The 15,796-nt window shown below is 32.1% G+C and carries 18 protein-coding genes; 7 read left to right on the top strand and 11 right to left on the bottom strand.

The window, feature by feature from the left end; translation table 11 throughout:
- Positions 1-120: 120 nt before the first annotated feature.
- The 3 genes from AC3ASS_RS04495 to AC3ASS_RS04485 all read right to left on the bottom strand — a co-directional run bounded on the left by AC3ASS_RS04495 (position 121) and on the right by AC3ASS_RS04485 (position 2,776).
- Positions 121-987 (bottom strand): Cof-type HAD-IIB family hydrolase, encoded by an 867-nt coding sequence (locus AC3ASS_RS04495; protein ID WP_488282315.1) that lies wholly within the window; start codon positions 985-987, stop codon positions 121-123.
- A gap of 218 nt (positions 988-1,205) precedes the next feature.
- Positions 1,206-1,562 (bottom strand): YlbF/YmcA family competence regulator, encoded by a 357-nt coding sequence (locus AC3ASS_RS04490; RefSeq protein ID WP_488282314.1) that lies wholly within the window; start codon positions 1,560-1,562, stop codon positions 1,206-1,208.
- A 77-nt stretch (positions 1,563-1,639) separates the two neighbouring features.
- Positions 1,640-2,776, bottom strand: coding sequence for a DUF445 family protein (locus tag AC3ASS_RS04485; protein ID WP_488282313.1), 1,137 nt, complete (start codon positions 2,774-2,776; stop codon positions 1,640-1,642).
- Between the two features lie 118 nt (positions 2,777-2,894).
- On the opposite strand from AC3ASS_RS04485, the gene AC3ASS_RS04480 reads away from it, so the two are divergent.
- The 6 genes from AC3ASS_RS04480 to AC3ASS_RS04455 all read left to right on the top strand — a co-directional run bounded on the left by AC3ASS_RS04480 (position 2,895) and on the right by AC3ASS_RS04455 (position 8,404).
- On the top strand, positions 2,895-4,268 hold the full coding sequence (locus AC3ASS_RS04480) for a YheC/YheD family endospore coat-associated protein (RefSeq protein ID WP_488282312.1): 1,374 nt from the start codon (positions 2,895-2,897) through the stop codon (positions 4,266-4,268).
- Positions 4,241-5,323, top strand: coding sequence for a YheC/YheD family endospore coat-associated protein (locus tag AC3ASS_RS04475; protein ID WP_488282311.1), 1,083 nt, complete (start codon positions 4,241-4,243; stop codon positions 5,321-5,323). Before AC3ASS_RS04480 ends, AC3ASS_RS04475 begins: the two co-directional genes overlap by 28 nt.
- Before the next feature lie 2 nt (positions 5,324-5,325).
- Complete coding sequence (locus AC3ASS_RS04470; RefSeq protein WP_488282310.1) at positions 5,326-6,708, top strand: YheC/YheD family endospore coat-associated protein; 1,383 nt, start codon at positions 5,326-5,328, stop codon at positions 6,706-6,708.
- The gene (locus AC3ASS_RS04465) at positions 6,689-7,870 is read left to right on the top strand and encodes a YheC/YheD family endospore coat-associated protein (RefSeq protein WP_488282309.1); all 1,182 of its coding nucleotides are present in this window, start codon (positions 6,689-6,691) and stop codon (positions 7,868-7,870) included. Before AC3ASS_RS04470 ends, AC3ASS_RS04465 begins: the two co-directional genes overlap by 20 nt.
- Before the next feature lie 52 nt (positions 7,871-7,922).
- On the top strand, positions 7,923-8,135 hold the full coding sequence (locus tag AC3ASS_RS04460; protein ID WP_488282308.1) for a DUF5342 family protein: 213 nt from the start codon (positions 7,923-7,925) through the stop codon (positions 8,133-8,135).
- A 71-nt stretch (positions 8,136-8,206) separates the two neighbouring features.
- Complete coding sequence (locus AC3ASS_RS04455; protein ID WP_488282307.1) at positions 8,207-8,404, top strand: hypothetical protein; 198 nt, start codon at positions 8,207-8,209, stop codon at positions 8,402-8,404.
- Between the two features lie 24 nt (positions 8,405-8,428).
- Here the strand turns inward: AC3ASS_RS04455 and AC3ASS_RS04450 are convergent, their stop codons facing one another.
- A complete protein-coding gene (locus AC3ASS_RS04450) occupies positions 8,429-8,671 on the bottom strand; it encodes a hypothetical protein (protein WP_488282306.1) in 243 nt (80 codons plus the stop codon).
- Positions 8,672-9,017: 346 nt separating this feature from the next.
- On the opposite strand from AC3ASS_RS04450, the gene AC3ASS_RS04445 reads away from it, so the two are divergent.
- Positions 9,018-9,230, top strand: a complete 213-nt coding sequence (locus AC3ASS_RS04445) for an alpha/beta-type small acid-soluble spore protein (RefSeq protein ID WP_488282305.1) — start codon at positions 9,018-9,020, stop codon at positions 9,228-9,230.
- A gap of 56 nt (positions 9,231-9,286) precedes the next feature.
- Here AC3ASS_RS04445 and AC3ASS_RS04440 read toward each other — a convergent pair whose 3' ends face one another.
- From AC3ASS_RS04440 to AC3ASS_RS04410, 7 genes are all read right to left on the bottom strand, one after another.
- The gene (locus AC3ASS_RS04440; protein WP_488282304.1) at positions 9,287-11,308 is read right to left on the bottom strand and encodes an ABC transporter ATP-binding protein; all 2,022 of its coding nucleotides are present in this window, start codon (positions 11,306-11,308) and stop codon (positions 9,287-9,289) included.
- Positions 11,309-13,054 carry an ABC transporter ATP-binding protein gene (locus tag AC3ASS_RS04435; protein ID WP_488282303.1) on the bottom strand — a complete coding sequence of 582 codons (1,746 nt, stop codon included), beginning with the start codon at positions 13,052-13,054 and terminating at the stop codon, positions 11,309-11,311.
- Positions 13,055-13,408: 354 nt separating this feature from the next.
- Positions 13,409-13,723, bottom strand: a complete 315-nt coding sequence (locus AC3ASS_RS04430) for a heavy metal-binding domain-containing protein (RefSeq protein ID WP_488282302.1) — start codon at positions 13,721-13,723, stop codon at positions 13,409-13,411.
- Positions 13,704-14,111 carry a hypothetical protein gene (locus tag AC3ASS_RS04425; RefSeq protein ID WP_488282301.1) on the bottom strand — a complete coding sequence of 136 codons (408 nt, stop codon included), beginning with the start codon at positions 14,109-14,111 and terminating at the stop codon, positions 13,704-13,706. Before AC3ASS_RS04425 ends, AC3ASS_RS04430 begins: the two co-directional genes overlap by 20 nt.
- On the bottom strand, positions 14,108-14,437 hold the full coding sequence (locus AC3ASS_RS04420; protein WP_488282300.1) for a YxlC family protein: 330 nt from the start codon (positions 14,435-14,437) through the stop codon (positions 14,108-14,110). Before AC3ASS_RS04420 ends, AC3ASS_RS04425 begins: the two co-directional genes overlap by 4 nt.
- On the bottom strand, positions 14,415-14,954 hold the full coding sequence (gene sigY, locus AC3ASS_RS04415) for an RNA polymerase sigma factor SigY (RefSeq protein ID WP_488282299.1): 540 nt from the start codon (positions 14,952-14,954) through the stop codon (positions 14,415-14,417). Before sigY ends, AC3ASS_RS04420 begins: the two co-directional genes overlap by 23 nt.
- Before the next feature lie 205 nt (positions 14,955-15,159).
- A complete protein-coding gene (locus tag AC3ASS_RS04410) occupies positions 15,160-15,510 on the bottom strand; it encodes a hypothetical protein (protein WP_488282298.1) in 351 nt (116 codons plus the stop codon).
- Between the last annotated feature and the right edge of the window lie 286 nt (positions 15,511-15,796).

The raw sequence follows: 15,796 nt of genomic DNA, 5'->3' as shown, positions 1-15,796 counted from the left end.
TTTCATTCACCTTCCATGATTAAAACTTCCTTTAGTTTACTGAATCCCTTATTTCTGGTCAATATATACAAATAGAATTACCCCTTCCTTTATTAGGAAGGGGCGAAAACAGTAAAATTATTATTTTATGACGTTCATTCTTCTTAAAAATTCCAAAGGTTGCTGTTTACGGAAATGTTCGATCACCATATAAGAAACACCGTGCTGTTGATTGGATCGTGTGACCCAGTCAGCTGCTTCTTTTACCGCTTTTGGAGAATTTCCCATTGCCACTCCAAGACCAACCGCTTCAATTAATTCAATATCCTCTAATTCAGAGCCAATATACACCATTTCTTTCGTTGATATTCCTAATTTTCTTCCTAAATATAATAAACCGGTTAATTTTGATACACCTTTTGGTACAATAGCCAACTTATTTTCAAATTGATAAACATCAATTTCATAAAACATATTTTGTATCGCAATTTTTGCATCTTTTGCATCTTCTTCTCTTTCGAATAATACATCGATGTGAGGAGGTTGAATACGTTCATCCGCACAAACTGTACTTAAATCATCGACATATCGATGGTTATAAAAAATCGGATCACTAGCGTAAAAAATTGTTTTTGCTGTCAGTCCTTCTTTTCCAGTTGGATTATTGCTAACGGAATATTTTTCATGGACAAGACGTATATGAGCTGGAAACTTTTCTAAAAAGACGACAAGATCGTAAACTGTTTCATAATGGATTCTTTTTTCAAACAATGGTTCTTTATCTGGGGACGAAGCGATATATGCACCATGATGAGTTACAATCCAAGAAGGAAGCTTTAACGTTTTTGCCACTTTATGCGCCATCACATAATTTCTTGAAGTTACTAGTGTAACAAAAACTCCTTTATCCATTACATATTGAATCGCTTCTTTAACAGATCGATGAATTTTCCCATTATTTTGTGTTACCGTTCCGTCTACATTTAATGCCAACAAACGATAAATCATAATAAAGCCTCCCTGTCGATCTAGTTGTTCATTATATAAAAAATTTATGACAGGATTATGAATAATAGAACGCAAAAGAATAGATATGACTTTTATATTTTCTTATTTAAAATAAAAATCTTCAATTATTGAGAGAGAACATTAAATTAAATACAAATTGTTACTATCTATTAATTTTTAAAATACATACAATAAAAAAAGCCCTTGATTTCCAAGAGCTATCTTTCAGGTCCAAAACCGTATAGTTCTTCTAACGGTTTCATTATAATTTTATTTAATTCATTAATAAATAAACTCATCTTTTGTTCAGCTTCCATTAATCTTGATATTTTATCATTTTGTTGAACAAGTTGAACCAATTTTTGAGCATATTGAATTTCATCATCTGAAATTGGTTGCCCAGACATTTGTTTTTGTTGAAGATTTAATTGTATATCTCGAAAGTTTTCAAACATTTTTTTAGAAGTTTCATCGTTATACAACTCTTGATAGATCGCTTGTAACTCCTCAAATTGTTCACTTTCTCTTACAGCTTTTTCTAGTTCTTGTGCCACTTCATACGGTCGATTTGACAAGGATATCCCTCCTACAATAGATTAACTTCAACTATAACAAACTATGAGAAAAAATGCGAGTATGTGCCTAATTGAAATTATGGCAATAAGGAAACAATCACTCCTTGAATCAAACCAATAATCCCTCCAATGAAGGCACCTAAAAAGGTAATCATTTTTAACTCTTTTTTTGTAATCGATAAAACGATTTCTTCTAAACGCTCAACAGGAAAACTTTCTACTTGCTGTTTTACCATTTCAGCAATTTGAAGCTTGTCCATAATTCCTTCGATTCGATTGATTAAAAATTCTCTCCCAAATGCTATACCTTTCGCGATTAATTTATTTATTATAAATTGATTTCTCTCGATCCATTGAGAAATATTGAATTGTAGAATATTCTCCTGCTTTACAAACATCCGAACAACTTCAGTTACCCCTGATTCCATACGATCATTTCCAATTTTTTCGACAAGCGTTTCCACTTTCATTTGTAAAAGGTTGCTCCACTCATTGCTTAAAAGGTTTTCTAACCAATCTTTAGTATTTTGATGTTTTATTACCCTTATCATTTCTGGTTGAATCTTTTCAGCAATATTGGATTGTCCTAAAAACATTTGAATCATATTCCAAAACATCCCTTTATTTTGAAAAAAAGTAGACACCCATTTTTCAAGCATTTCTGCTCCTTCATTTGAGGAAAAAAATTTTTCTCCTTTAAGTAAAATCCAATTTGTAACTTCTGGAATGGTTAGTTCTATAGACTGTTGAATAGATGATGGAAGGATCTCCTTTAAAGGGATGTGACTATTTTTTTTCAAGTAGTTTCGAAAAGACTTATTAATCCATCGATCAACATGTTTTTCAACATTCCATTGATGAATGTCGGCACCAAAAGTATGAGCAATTTCTATTACAGTAAAATCGCGTTTTATCATTTTCATTAATTGTGCATCGAGAAATAATTTCATTTCATGCTCGATCTTTTCTGTTTTCAATTTATTTCGTAAAGTATCAGGAGTAACTAAATGATTAACAACTAACATTCCTAACTGTTTCGCTAATTCATCTCTTCGTTTCGGTATTAGCCCTGGTGTAAAAGGGATTTTCCATTTTCCTAAATATTTTGCATTGTACGGACGAAATAACATCTTAATGGCTAATAAATTCGTAATTCCTCCGATAATGGCACCAATTATGATCATACCTAATATTGTCAAAATTGTCGCAAGCACCAAAATTCACTTCCTTTTTATAGGCACCTTTCTTACGTACGTTCCATACTATATATAAACAATCGCCCAACTTTCAATTGTAGTCCATGCAAAAAGGTTGGGCAAATGGGGAATGACCATGCATTTAATGAAAGTTAATTTTCAACCTACAAATGAATCGCTACAAACTCTCTCTACCATTTTTTTATGTGAGAATGAATGGAAAAAATTAAATGTACTTAACAAGACAGCAAAAATTATTTGGGGAAAAAATGAGCTCCAAGTTAATATACAGCTTTCTGAACGTAATAATTGCACAAATATGTTAAGCTCAGACATATTAACATCGCTACACATTCCTTCGATGGACGTCATTCATACCTATTATTGTAAAGAGTTGAATCGATTTATTATTGGTCCAATTATAGGATTAATGACTGAGCTCAAAGAAGATCGTGAAGGAAATATAATACTTTCTCTAAGTAATTTTGCAAAAGAATTAAGCAATTACTGTAAAAGATTAGGACTATTTTTCTTTTTATATTCCCCTGATCATTTATTTGCAGACATCCCTAAAGGTTATTTTTATTATGAAGATCATTGGATAAAAATGGATACACCATATCCAAATGTTATTTATAATCGCCTCCATAGCAAGAAGAAAGAAAATCATCCAACAACCCTACAATTGAAAAGTCAATGGAGGAATGAACAATTACCATTCTTTAACGAAAATTTTTTATCTAAATTAGATATGTATTCTTTATTAGCAGATAATCCCATTTTACAACCTTATTTACCAGAGGGAAAACCTTTGACAACAGAATCTATTCATCAATTTTTACTTCTCTATCCAAGCATTTACTTGAAACCGATCTATGGAAGTCAAGGAAAAGGAATCATAAAAGTAACCTCATTTGATCATTATCTATTATTTCAATCATCTGATGGTAAAAGTATAACTTTTCAAACAATAGAAGAATTAATCCAATATTTAAATGATAATATTCAATTTTCTAGTTATATGATCCAAGAAGGTTTAGACCTTGTTTGTATAAATCATCATCCCGTTGATTTTCGATATTTATGTCATAAATTAAATCAGCACAATTGGGTAGTAACATTTTCTACCGCGAGAATTTCAAAAGGCGACTCCATTGTATCGAACATTGCCCAAGGTGGCGAGCTTGCACCTGTAAAAAATATTTTGAGTCGAATATTTCCAGACAAATCTGAAATGATTATGCAAATGATGAACGAATTGGCGATCTCTATTTGCCAAACTATTAGCAGTAAAAACCTCCATTATGTGGAAATCGGTATTGATCTTGGTGTAGATCATAATGGGAAAGTGAAAGTTATCGAGATCAATTCAAAACCATCCAAAACAATCGGAAATACTGACACAACGATTCGGCCAAGTGCCAAGGCGATTATTAACTACTGTTATTATTGCGGTTCTTTGCGATTAGAGGAGTGTTGTCCATGCCATCATTCGGTATCATCCAATTAAATGAAGTTGCAGAATACGAATATTTAACCGAATTAGCAAAACAAGCTCATGAATTTGGATTTGAATGTTATCGATTTACTCCAAAGAACATTGATCCAATTTCCCAAATTGTTACAGGGTATAAATTTATTCATTCAGAAAAGGAATGGGTACAAGTACAATTCGACATTCCTACCATCCTTTATGACAGATGTTTTTATTCTAATGACAAAGAAGCAAAAGAATACTCACCAATCATTCATTGGCTAAAATCTCGAAAAGATCTAATTTTTTTATCACATGGCTTCCCAAATAAATGGGATGTTTATCAATGTTTAAAACTATCTCCCTCATTATCTCCTTATTTACCTGAAACTAAAAAGGTTTTGTCATTTGACGATATACGCCCGTATTTTCTCAATAATGAATCATTTCTCATGAAGCCTCTATTTAGTTCACAAGGGAGAGGAATTTATGTGATTGAGCCTTCTAAAGATAGTGTATCCATTAAAACTGTTAAGCAAGGCAACCTTATTCATAAAATACTGTCTTTCCATCAAGCAAAAAAATGGATCATTCAATTGATCAAAAAGTATTCCTACTTAATACAGCCATATTTATCTTTAAACAATCACGATTCACGTCCCTTTGATATTCGAGTATTTCTTCAAAAAGATGAAAACGGAAATTGGATAGAAAGAGGGAAATGTGTTCGAATTGGTCCAATAGGTAGTTTCTTGTCCAATATCAGTGCGGGTGGAGAAATAAATAGTTTTGAAGATGGTTTAAGTAAAATACGCCAAGAATATCGGAGATTTATTGAACAAGAAATCAATGAAATAGTTCGTTCCATTCCAACAATAGTGGAAGAAAAATATAAGCAATTATTTGAACTTGGTATTGATATTGGAATTGATGAGAAAGGTGCCATTTGGCTATTAGAAGTAAACTCTAAGCCTGGTCGCAAATCTATTTTAAAAACAGCACCTGATTTGAAAAATACATTATTTCAAGCACCTTTCCTTTACGCGAAATATTTGCTGAATAATAAAATTGTGGAAAAAGTGAGGGAATAACATTGAATAAAATCTATAAAATTGAATGGGAAGCTGATGAACAGGTACACGTCTTTCTTCCAAAAGAACTTTCAAATGAAACGGTTGATCAAGTAACATTTGGTTCCACTTGTTTACAAGCGAATATTCACAGTCGAAATGACAATAAAAAAATAATAACTTTAAGTAAATCTTTAGCACAAAACTTAATGCTTCCTACGAATTACAATAATATTCGACTACATGCGTTTGTAAAAGATCATACATTATTTCTAGGGCCAATTTTAGGAGTATTTACTGCAGGGTTTACATCAATCCCGGTTCATCCTATTGGAGCAAGAACAAAATTTTTTGCAGATGTATGTAAAATCGCATGGAAAGAAGGGATTTTCCCTATTATTTTCGGTTTGCAGCACATTCAATGGACAAATGGAAGCATCCACGGATTTACTTTTCATGAAGGAAGATGGGAGAAAATTGAAGTACCGTTTCCAAATGTTATTTATGATCGTTTACCTAACCGAAAAGTTGAAAACCTTGAACAAATTCAAAATATGAAAAAACGTTTAGAGCAAGAATATCTTATCCCATGGTATAACCCTGGTTTCTTCGATAAACTTCATATTTACAACAAACTAAAAATTTCAGAGCGTACATCCATTTTCTTACCAAAAACGGTACCTTTTGAATCCGTGAAACATTTGCAAAAAATGTTAGATGAATTTTCATCAGTTTATATTAAATCCAAAAGCGGCAGTTTAGGAAAAGGCATATATCAAGTAATCAAAAATAAAAGTAACGAATATTATTGCCGATTTAGAGATGAAGATGAGAAAAATCGACTCATTAAATTCACTTCCCTTTATTCGTTTGTTCAACATAAGTTTCCGAAAAATAAACATAAAAACTATATTATTCAACAGGCCATTCCTTTATTAAAATCGAATGGGAAGAAAGCAGATTTCCGTGTCCACACAAATAAAGGCATTGATGGCAAGTGGTATGTAACAGCCATCGGAGGAAAAATCGTAAGAGAAACAACAGCAACAACTCATATTGCTTCCGGAGGAATGGTTCAAACTTTGGAAGAAATGTTTCCAAATAGTGAAATCCGATTAGACACGAAAAAGAAATTAGTTCAAGCTGCATTAACATTAAGTCAAGAACTTGATGAACAAATTCAAGGAAACATTGCTGAAATTGGCTTTGATTTAGGAATCGACAAAAAAGGAAAAGTTTGGATGTTTGAAGCAAACTCTAAACCGGGACGTTCCATTTTTTCACATCCAGATTTAAAGAAAATCGAAAATATTCCATTAAAAATGGCGATTGTATATTCCACAAAATTAATGAAAGAATCAATTGAAAAAATTGGTGAACCTTCCAATGTATCTCTATTACAGTAAAAAAGAAAAATTATGGTTTCATTCAATTCCAAATGAGTCTTTATTAATTGGCGGAAGGAACGTCCCTATTTCTTTTTATCATTTTGATGAACATTGTATAGAGTTTCCTGCTCATATTAACGAAAAAAAAGCTGGCCCTTTCATTGGTATTATGATCTCGAAAACAAAAAAAGGAAAATGGATTGGAAATATAACGATTATTCAATATCTTGTTAAAGAATTGCTAAAAAAAGGTGGAATCCCCTTTCTATTTTCTCCAGAACAATTAACAGAAAACAGCATATCCGAAGGTCTACTCTTTCATCCAAATACGAAAGAATGGTTGAAGGTATACTTACCAATTCCAGATGCAGTTTATAACCGAATTCCAAACAGAGAATATGAAAATACAAAAGAATGTTTAAATACCATTCACTTTTTTCAAAAACATCATATCCCTTTCTTTAATCCTCATTTTCTTGACAAATACGAATGCTATAAACTTTTAATGGAAAATGAAAAATTAAAGAAATATTTGCCTCCAACGATAATGATCGATGATCAGGAAAAATTAAAACAGTTTTTACAACTAAATAAAGAAATTTACGTAAAACTTGCTAATAGTTCAAGAGGCAAAGGAGTTCATTATTTAAAAATTCGTGATGATCAATCTATATTATTTAAAAGCCCAAAAAAGATAAAATATTATCCAACCTTTCATCATTACTGGAATTCATTCAATGGAAAATTTATTAAAAAACGTTATATTGCTCAAAAAGCAATTTCTCCAAAAAAAATACAAGGAAAACGATATGATTTTCGAGTTCTTGCTCACAATAAAGAAAATGGATTTAAAATCACTGGAATTGGAGTTCGCCGTTCGAATGTACAGAACATTACTACACATATACCGCTTGGCGGAAAACTTCTTCCATTTGAATACTTTAAAACAACAGAGATATTAAATGAAATTGAACAAATATTAAACGAAATTTCCGTACAATTTTCAAATCATCAAAAATTTTTTGGCGAAATTTCTTTAGATATAGGAGAAAGTGAGTCTAACCAATTGTTTTTATATGAAATTAATTCCAAGCCAATGACATTTGATGAACCAATGATCGAACAGAAAAGAATGGAAAAATTAGCAGAAATACTCTTTCATTTATCCGGCTTTCACTAAAAAATTCCCCGAATTTTTCCATTATGGTATTGTAAAAGAGGGGGGACTTTTTATGTTACAACACTTTCAAATACAACCATTATATAACAATGACCAAATTCCGGGATGGATGATAACTTTTTTCTATAAAAGAGAAAAATTTAAAGCATATTACCTACAAAACGGACAAATTGAATGGATTCAAGGAATACCTCTGAAAGACGAGGAAAAACAGATAAAAGAAATGATTCACGAGTTAATGTTATTCCATGTTTATGATCGATAATAAAAGGGAAATCATTCCTCCTTTACATGTTCTTTATGAAAATGAACAAACTATGAATGGGAGGGATGACAATGAATAAAAACGATAAAAAACGAGAATTTTATGATGACCTCGATCATCAAGGGAGAGAAAAAGTAAGTCTTGATGTTGACAGATATATTAATGAAGGTCTTGCTGGGGGAACTGTATACAGATATGGAGATTTGACTAATATTGAACAAGCTAGAAATTTGGATGAAGAAGAAGAACCTCAATCATTTGATCATTAAGTTTAGCCTGAGAATATTCTCAGGCTATTCTTTTATCATAATCACTTCGCTGTGATTGCAATTTGGACAAATAAATACATGAGGACACTCACCGATTTTTTCATCAGTAGGAAAACCATCTTCAAGTTTTAAATGATCAATTTCCATGTAGGCACTATAATCATCAAAAAAATCGCTGTATCTGCCTGAATCTATCATAGTTGCCATACAAGAAGTACATATGTAGGAATAGGAATAAAATCCGTTGCATAACGGACATTCACCCATCATTATTCCCTCCAAATCATAACCATTTTTTTTAGTTTTCACATAGATTTCTATTCCTACACATATTGCAAAAATTGGATAGTAACGTAAAAATTAGAAGAAAAAATTTGAATAGAAACAAAGAATAGAAAACAAAATAGTAGTAACCAATAAGAACATTAGATTTCATGGTTTACTACTATCAGTAATCTTAAACATTAAATTTTGGATAAAATTCATTTATTGTGACACAATGAATAATAAACGATGGGTTAAGCCAGTTAAGTGGCGCAAATGATTTGATTCATTTGCTGCTGGTGCAACTCCAGCTAACCCAACCAAAAAACTTATGAGGAGATGATTCAGCATGGCTAACAACAGAAGCAATTCCTCAAACCAATTGCTTGTTGCTGGTGCACAACAAGCATTAGAGCAAATGAAACTTGAGATTGCACAAGAATTTGGAGTAAACTTAGGTCCTGAAACAACTTCTCGTGCAAACGGATCTGTTGGAGGAGAAATTACAAAACGATTAGTACAAATGGCACAACAACAACTATCTGGTGGCGGTCAGTTTTAAACATACAACTGAATAATATGGCTAACCCCTGCATGATGCAGGGGTTTTCAATTGGATTATACCGCTTGTTCAACAGAAAGTTTACCTTGTTGCAATTGATACATCTGATAATACTTTCCTTTTTTCTTTATAAGTTGTTCATGTGTTCCGCTTTCTACGATTTCTCCATGATCTAACACGATAATCTGATCTGCATGAATAATCGTAGATAAACGATGGGCAATGACAAATGTTGTTCTTCCTTTTTTCAAAACATCCAATGCTTGTTGGATAATGGACTCTGTTTCAGTATCAATGTTTGAAGTTGCTTCATCTAAAATAAGAATTGCTGGATTATAGGCTAATGCACGTGCAAAAGAGATTAATTGCCGTTGCCCCGCAGATAATGTGCTCCCTTTTTCAATAACTGGTTCATCAATTCCGTTAGGCAAATGTTTCAATACTGAATCCGCACCAACGGCTTTCAAAGCTTGTTTGATATCTTCCTTATTAATATTAGGGTTTTCTAAACTTACATTGGAAGCAATAGTGCCCGTAAATAAAAATGGATCTTGCAGCACAATTCCCATATGTCTCCTTAAAGCTTGATGCGGAATATCTTTTATATCTTTGCCATCAATCAAAATGCGTCCTTGGTTTGGATCATAAAATCTAAATAGCAAATTCATAATCGAACTTTTCCCCGATCCGGTATGACCGACAAAAGCAACAGTTTCCCCTTGTTTAGCCTCAAATGAAATATTTTTCAATACCCATTCGTCATCTTTATAACCAAAAGAAACATTTTCAAATTTGACATTCCCTTTAAATCTTGGAATTTCTGTGTCACTCACATCGGTTCCTTTTTCATTTAATAATTTTAAGACTCGTTCACCTGCAACTAATGCCTGTTCTAGATGGGCAAATTGATTAACAATTCCACTAACTGGTTGGAATAAACGATTAACATAGTCAATAAATGCATATAGGATTCCTATAGAAATCATAGAATTCGGATCTAGTGATATACCTCCAAAATACCAGATAAAAGCAACAAAAATGATATTTCTTAATACGTTCACTAAATTATGAGAAGTCAAGGCATTTAAATTTAACATTTTATTTTGAAACTTAAAATGTGTATAATTTAAGTTTTCAAATTCCTCCATGATCTCTTTTTCTCGATTAAATGCTTGAATGATAGACATCCCTTGAATCGATTCATTGACTTTTCCGTTTATTTCACTATTCTTTGAACGGATGACACGATTATATTCTGATGCAAACTTCCGGTAAATAATCATCCAAGCATAAAGGGCTGGAAGTAATAGTAAACAAAGAAGCGCCATCTTAACATTTAATATAAACAATGCTACATAGATACCTGTGATATAAATACCGCTGGAGAAAAATGTTGATAATACGGTTACATATAAATCACGAATTGCCTCTGTATCGTTGGTAATTCGAGCTACAACTTTCCCGGCAGGTAAATTATCAAAAAACTTTATTGGTAGTTTTTGTATATGATTGAATACATCAGTTCTCATTTTTTGTATGATGCGATTTGCTGATTTTTGCAATAAATAACGTTCAGCATAAGTAAAAATCGATGCTACAATTAATAGTAATAAATAGGCGACTAACAAGTAAAACATATAAGGAAATTCTGGGCGATAAAATTGGAAAACTTCTTTCGTACTTAACTTAATTGCATTATATTGAGCAGTACTTTCTCCCTGTTTTATTGTTAAAATTCCATTGTTGTATAATCGTTCCCCATCAAATTCTATATCGCTGTCTATAAATACAAAGTCTCTTTGCACTTGTAGGATTCGTACAATTTTTCCTACTCTTTCACCTTCATTAATATACTCTAGCCTTTTATAATACTTGCCATTAAATGGAACTGATTCCTTCACCTCATCTGTTTCAACCCACTTAGACTCAATGCCAGATATATGATTATCAATTAACGACTTTGCAAGAAACGGACCCGCTAACTCAGCGGCAACTGCAATTGTTAACATACATAAAGCGCCAATAATCATTCCTTTAAAATGTAGTGCATATTGAAATAAACGTTTCCCTACACTCATCTATTTCACCCCTTCCATCGATGCGTCATTTAATTCAAACTGCTCTTTATACCATCCATTTCGTTTCATTAACATTTCATGCGTTCCTTCTTCTACAATTTCTCCGTCATTTAAAACGATGATCCAATGAGCATTCTGGACAGCAGACATTCGGTGTGTAGAAATAATTGTCATTTTCCCTTTTCGTTCTTTTCGAATATTTTCGATAATTCTTTGTTCTGTTTTTGCATCTACCGCTGATAATGAATCGTCTAAAATTAGAAGTTCAGGATTTTTAATGATTGCACGCGCAATGGAAATGCGTTGTTTTTGTCCCCCTGATAAGGCTACACCTTTTTCACCAACTAGCGTATCAAGTCCTTCCGGTAACATTTTTAAATCTTGGTCAAAAGCTGCAATTTCTATAGCTTTCATTAATTCTTCTTCAGTCGCATTTGGATTTCCAAATAAAATATTTTCTTTAATCGATTTTGAGAATAAAATATGTTCTTGTGGCACATATCCTATTCTTTCTCGAATATCTATTTTGCTAATTTGGTTTATAGGAATTCCTGAAAGATAAATTTCTCCACTTTTTATCTGATATTCTCTTAGCAATTGCTTAATTAAAGTTGTTTTTCCACTGCCGGTTCTTCCAACAATACCTAGTGTCTCCCCTTCTTTTAATTCAAGATATATTCTTTTTAAGTTTTCAACATTTGAAGAAGGATATTGAAAGGTGACGTTATCAAACTTAATCGATTGAATGGTATTTAATGTTTTTGGATGATCCATGTCTGGCGTTTGTTCTTTTTCATCCAAAGTTTGCTGGACTCGGTCTAATGATGCATTTCCTTTTTGTAAAACGTTCATCAATTCTCCAATCGCAAACATCGGCCAAATAAGCATACCTAAATATACATTAAATGCGACAAGATCACCGAGAGTAATCTCTTGATTGAATACTAAATACGATCCATAACCGAGACTGATTACATAACACATTCCGACTAAAATATTGATCGTCGGCTCAAATAACGAATCGATTTTTGCCACTTCCACATTCTTTTTGTACACATCTTCTGTCATATTGAAAAAACGTTTTTCATCCGCTCTCTCTTGAGCGTATGCGCGAATCACTCGTATACCAGATATCGATTCCAACACTCGATCATTCAATTCTCCAAATGATTTTTGTGCATTTGTAAAGCGATTGTGAAGTTTATCTCCGTAAATTTTTAACAATAAAGCCATGATCGGTAATGGAATGATTGCCATTAGAGTAAGTTTAAAACTAATAAACACGCACATCATAAATAAGATTGTTAGCATAAAAAAGATCGAATCCACTAAAGTTAAAATTCCAAAACCTGCTGTTATGGAAATCGCTTTTAAATCATTTGTTGCCCGGGCCATTAAATCTCCCGTTTTATTTTTTTCAAAAAAAACTGGTGTCATCTTTAAAAAATGATTCATTAGCCTAGAACGGAGTTTTCTTTCAACTAAATATGCACTCCCAAATAATTGATGCATCCAGATATAGGTAATTCCATATGAAATTACTGTAATAACAAAAAACGTAACTATATACTTAATGATGTCCGATAAAGACATACTCCCTATATGAATTTGGTCTATTGCCATCCCTACAAGTCTTGGCGGAATTACGTCAAAGATCCCAGCTAAAATTAATAATGGGATAGCAATCGCATACCTTTTCCATTCTTTTTTAAAAAACCATCCCAATTTTACAAATACAGAAAACATAGATTATCATTCCCTTCGTCTTTCTCCGATGCTCCTCAAAATTCCCCTTTATGTCCTATTGATTTTTTTCCAACTAAAAAAAGTAAAAGACATACTGCACGTAGGCAATATGTCTTAAAATGGAAAAATGTATAAAAAGAGACAAAAAAATGCCCGAGCAGCATTACGCAACCCGGGTCATATAAAGATCAATCAATAGTGACACTTCGGGTTACGTGAAATTTTCGTATTTAGTTGACCGAATTTTTTGTTCATTAAAACCATAACGTAACCCTCCTTAGATAAATTTTTCTTGCAATTATAAATATTACCATTGTTTTTAAGAATAATCAATATTTTATTTATTTTCAAACATTATTCTACATAAACAGCCGTCCCGTATGCAATGATTTCAGATGCACCACTCATTACAGCTGAAGATTCTAATCTCATCGCAATAATGGCATTGGCTCCTTTTTGTTTTGCATCTTCTACCATACGACCGATTGCTTTTTGTCTCGCTTCATTCATCATTTCCGTGTAATCTGTAATTTCTCCTCCGACGATAGTCTTCAATCCTGCCATAATGTCTCTTCCGATATGTTTCGATTGAACGGTACTTCCTCTAACAAATCCTTTTAATTCTTTAATTTCTTTTCCTGGAACAAATTCAGTAGTTACGATAATCATTTCGATCGTCCTCCTCTTTTTCTCTCATTCTCTCTACAATCAAGCATATTAATAGTCCTAATAAAAAAATACCATGGATGATTAAAATTACAATGGTTGTTTTCCAACTAATGACAGAATACCAACTTAATAAAAGTGAAAATAGAAACAAAAAATGACTGAATTTGAATAATAAAAAAAATACTTGTTTCAATATAGACAATTTCCACTTTCGGTAAACTTTACGAATAAATAAAAAATAAACAATCAGTGGAATAGGCGCTTGAATTAAGCCAACAATTCCCCAAAACCAATACAAATGTCCATGTTTTCTTGCGTGTAAAAATAAATACGTGCTTTGACTTAAAAGAATCAATCCTACAATCGATAATACTAGCCATTCCGTCATCTTTTATTCACCTGCTTTTTCTGCTGGACCTTCATGCAATAAAAAATGATGACAAGAATGGTTAATGTTTGTAATATATAAAAGAAAACAGGAGCTTTTATAAAAATGAACAACGTTATGAAAAGGATCAACAAAGCCATTAAGAGAAACTTAAAGAATTCATTTCGTAACGATTGTTTCATAATATGCTGTTGTTTTTCGGCCCACTGTTCCAACCAATGTGTGTCAGGAGTTTTTACCTCTATTTTCTCTTCTAGTAGGTTTAAACTTTCTTGAATCTGTTGAATAATTCTTATTTCTTGATTATCTTGGTTTTTTTGAGTCATTTTCTTCTAACTCCTTCCGCACCAGATCAAGGCCATAATGAATTCGAGATTTAACCGTTCCTACTTTCATATGGAACATTTTACTGATCTCATCATACGAATATCCATAATAATGCTTTAAAACGATAAGAACCCTGACTGTTTCCGGTAACTTATTTAATGCAGTCAATGCGTCGTTCCATTCAACGTTTTGTTGTTCCAATTGCCATTTTATTTTACGAAATACATGTTCATTTGTAATCCATTGTTTTTCTCTCTTTTTTTTACGTTTTATATCAATATATAAATTGGTTGCAATAGTAATCAGCCATGATGAAAATTTTGATTTCTCATTATATAAATGAATTTTCTCAATACATTTTGCCATTGTTTCTTGTGCTAATTCTTCGGCAATATCCGGATTCATGGTTATTTTAATTAAATACTTTACTAAAAATGAGTAATGCTCTTGAAAAAGAACTGCAAAGGCGTGTGAATCTCCTTTTTTCGCCAATTGTATCCATTCTTTATCCCCCATCTCTTTCCTCTCTTTCTATCTGCACAGAAACTATGGCTACTAATATTACGTTCAAAATAAAAAAAAGTTCAAAAAAATTTTTAAAAAAAGAAAAAAAATCTCCAGTTAGAGGAGAATTGGAAGAAACGAAAAATAAACAAGGAGTAATTTTTCATTGTTAGGAGTTTTGAAGCAATCGAGGCAACATTGAAAATAAAATAGATTATTATAATGCTATATGCTTTTTCCAAATATGTTGTAAATAAGATACTAGGCTCACGCTCAAGTACGCCAAAATGATATATAAAAAAGTAAAAACATTAGGAACAATAAAAACATGGATCCAATCTTGTAGTGATAAACCATAAAAAACTTCTGTACTGTTAATTCCAAAAATTCTTCCCTTACTCTGTATACCTTCAGTATAATAATAAATTCCTAAATTAGAAGCTGCATATATTATGGAAAATATGAGTGGATTGCTCCATTTTCTATCCCTAAATAAAACTTTTAAAATGGATGAAAGGATAACCGCACACGTTGGATAAATGACAAAAATAATCCGAACGGGTGTCATAATCTTACCTCCTCGTTCGTTTTTTACTATATTTTTTATTTTAATTCATCCTTCATCATTATTTCAATAAATGTAAATTTCCTGTATAGTTTTATACTAAAATAAAAATATGAACAAAATATTTGTTTATGCAATAAGAAAAACCGGGCATAGCCCGGTCCTTTTCATGGTTAGAGAATATCCGATAATTTGTACTCTATGCCATGTATCCCTTTATAATACTCAGGATACATTTCACCCCCACATTTTTCACATGCAAACATAGGAGGAGTTGTCGGATCTCCAT

This window comes from Bacillus sp. JST-5, from assembly GCF_057747715.1.
Note: the sequence above shows the minus strand (reverse complement) of the source record. Positions and strands in the feature narration are given on the sequence as shown.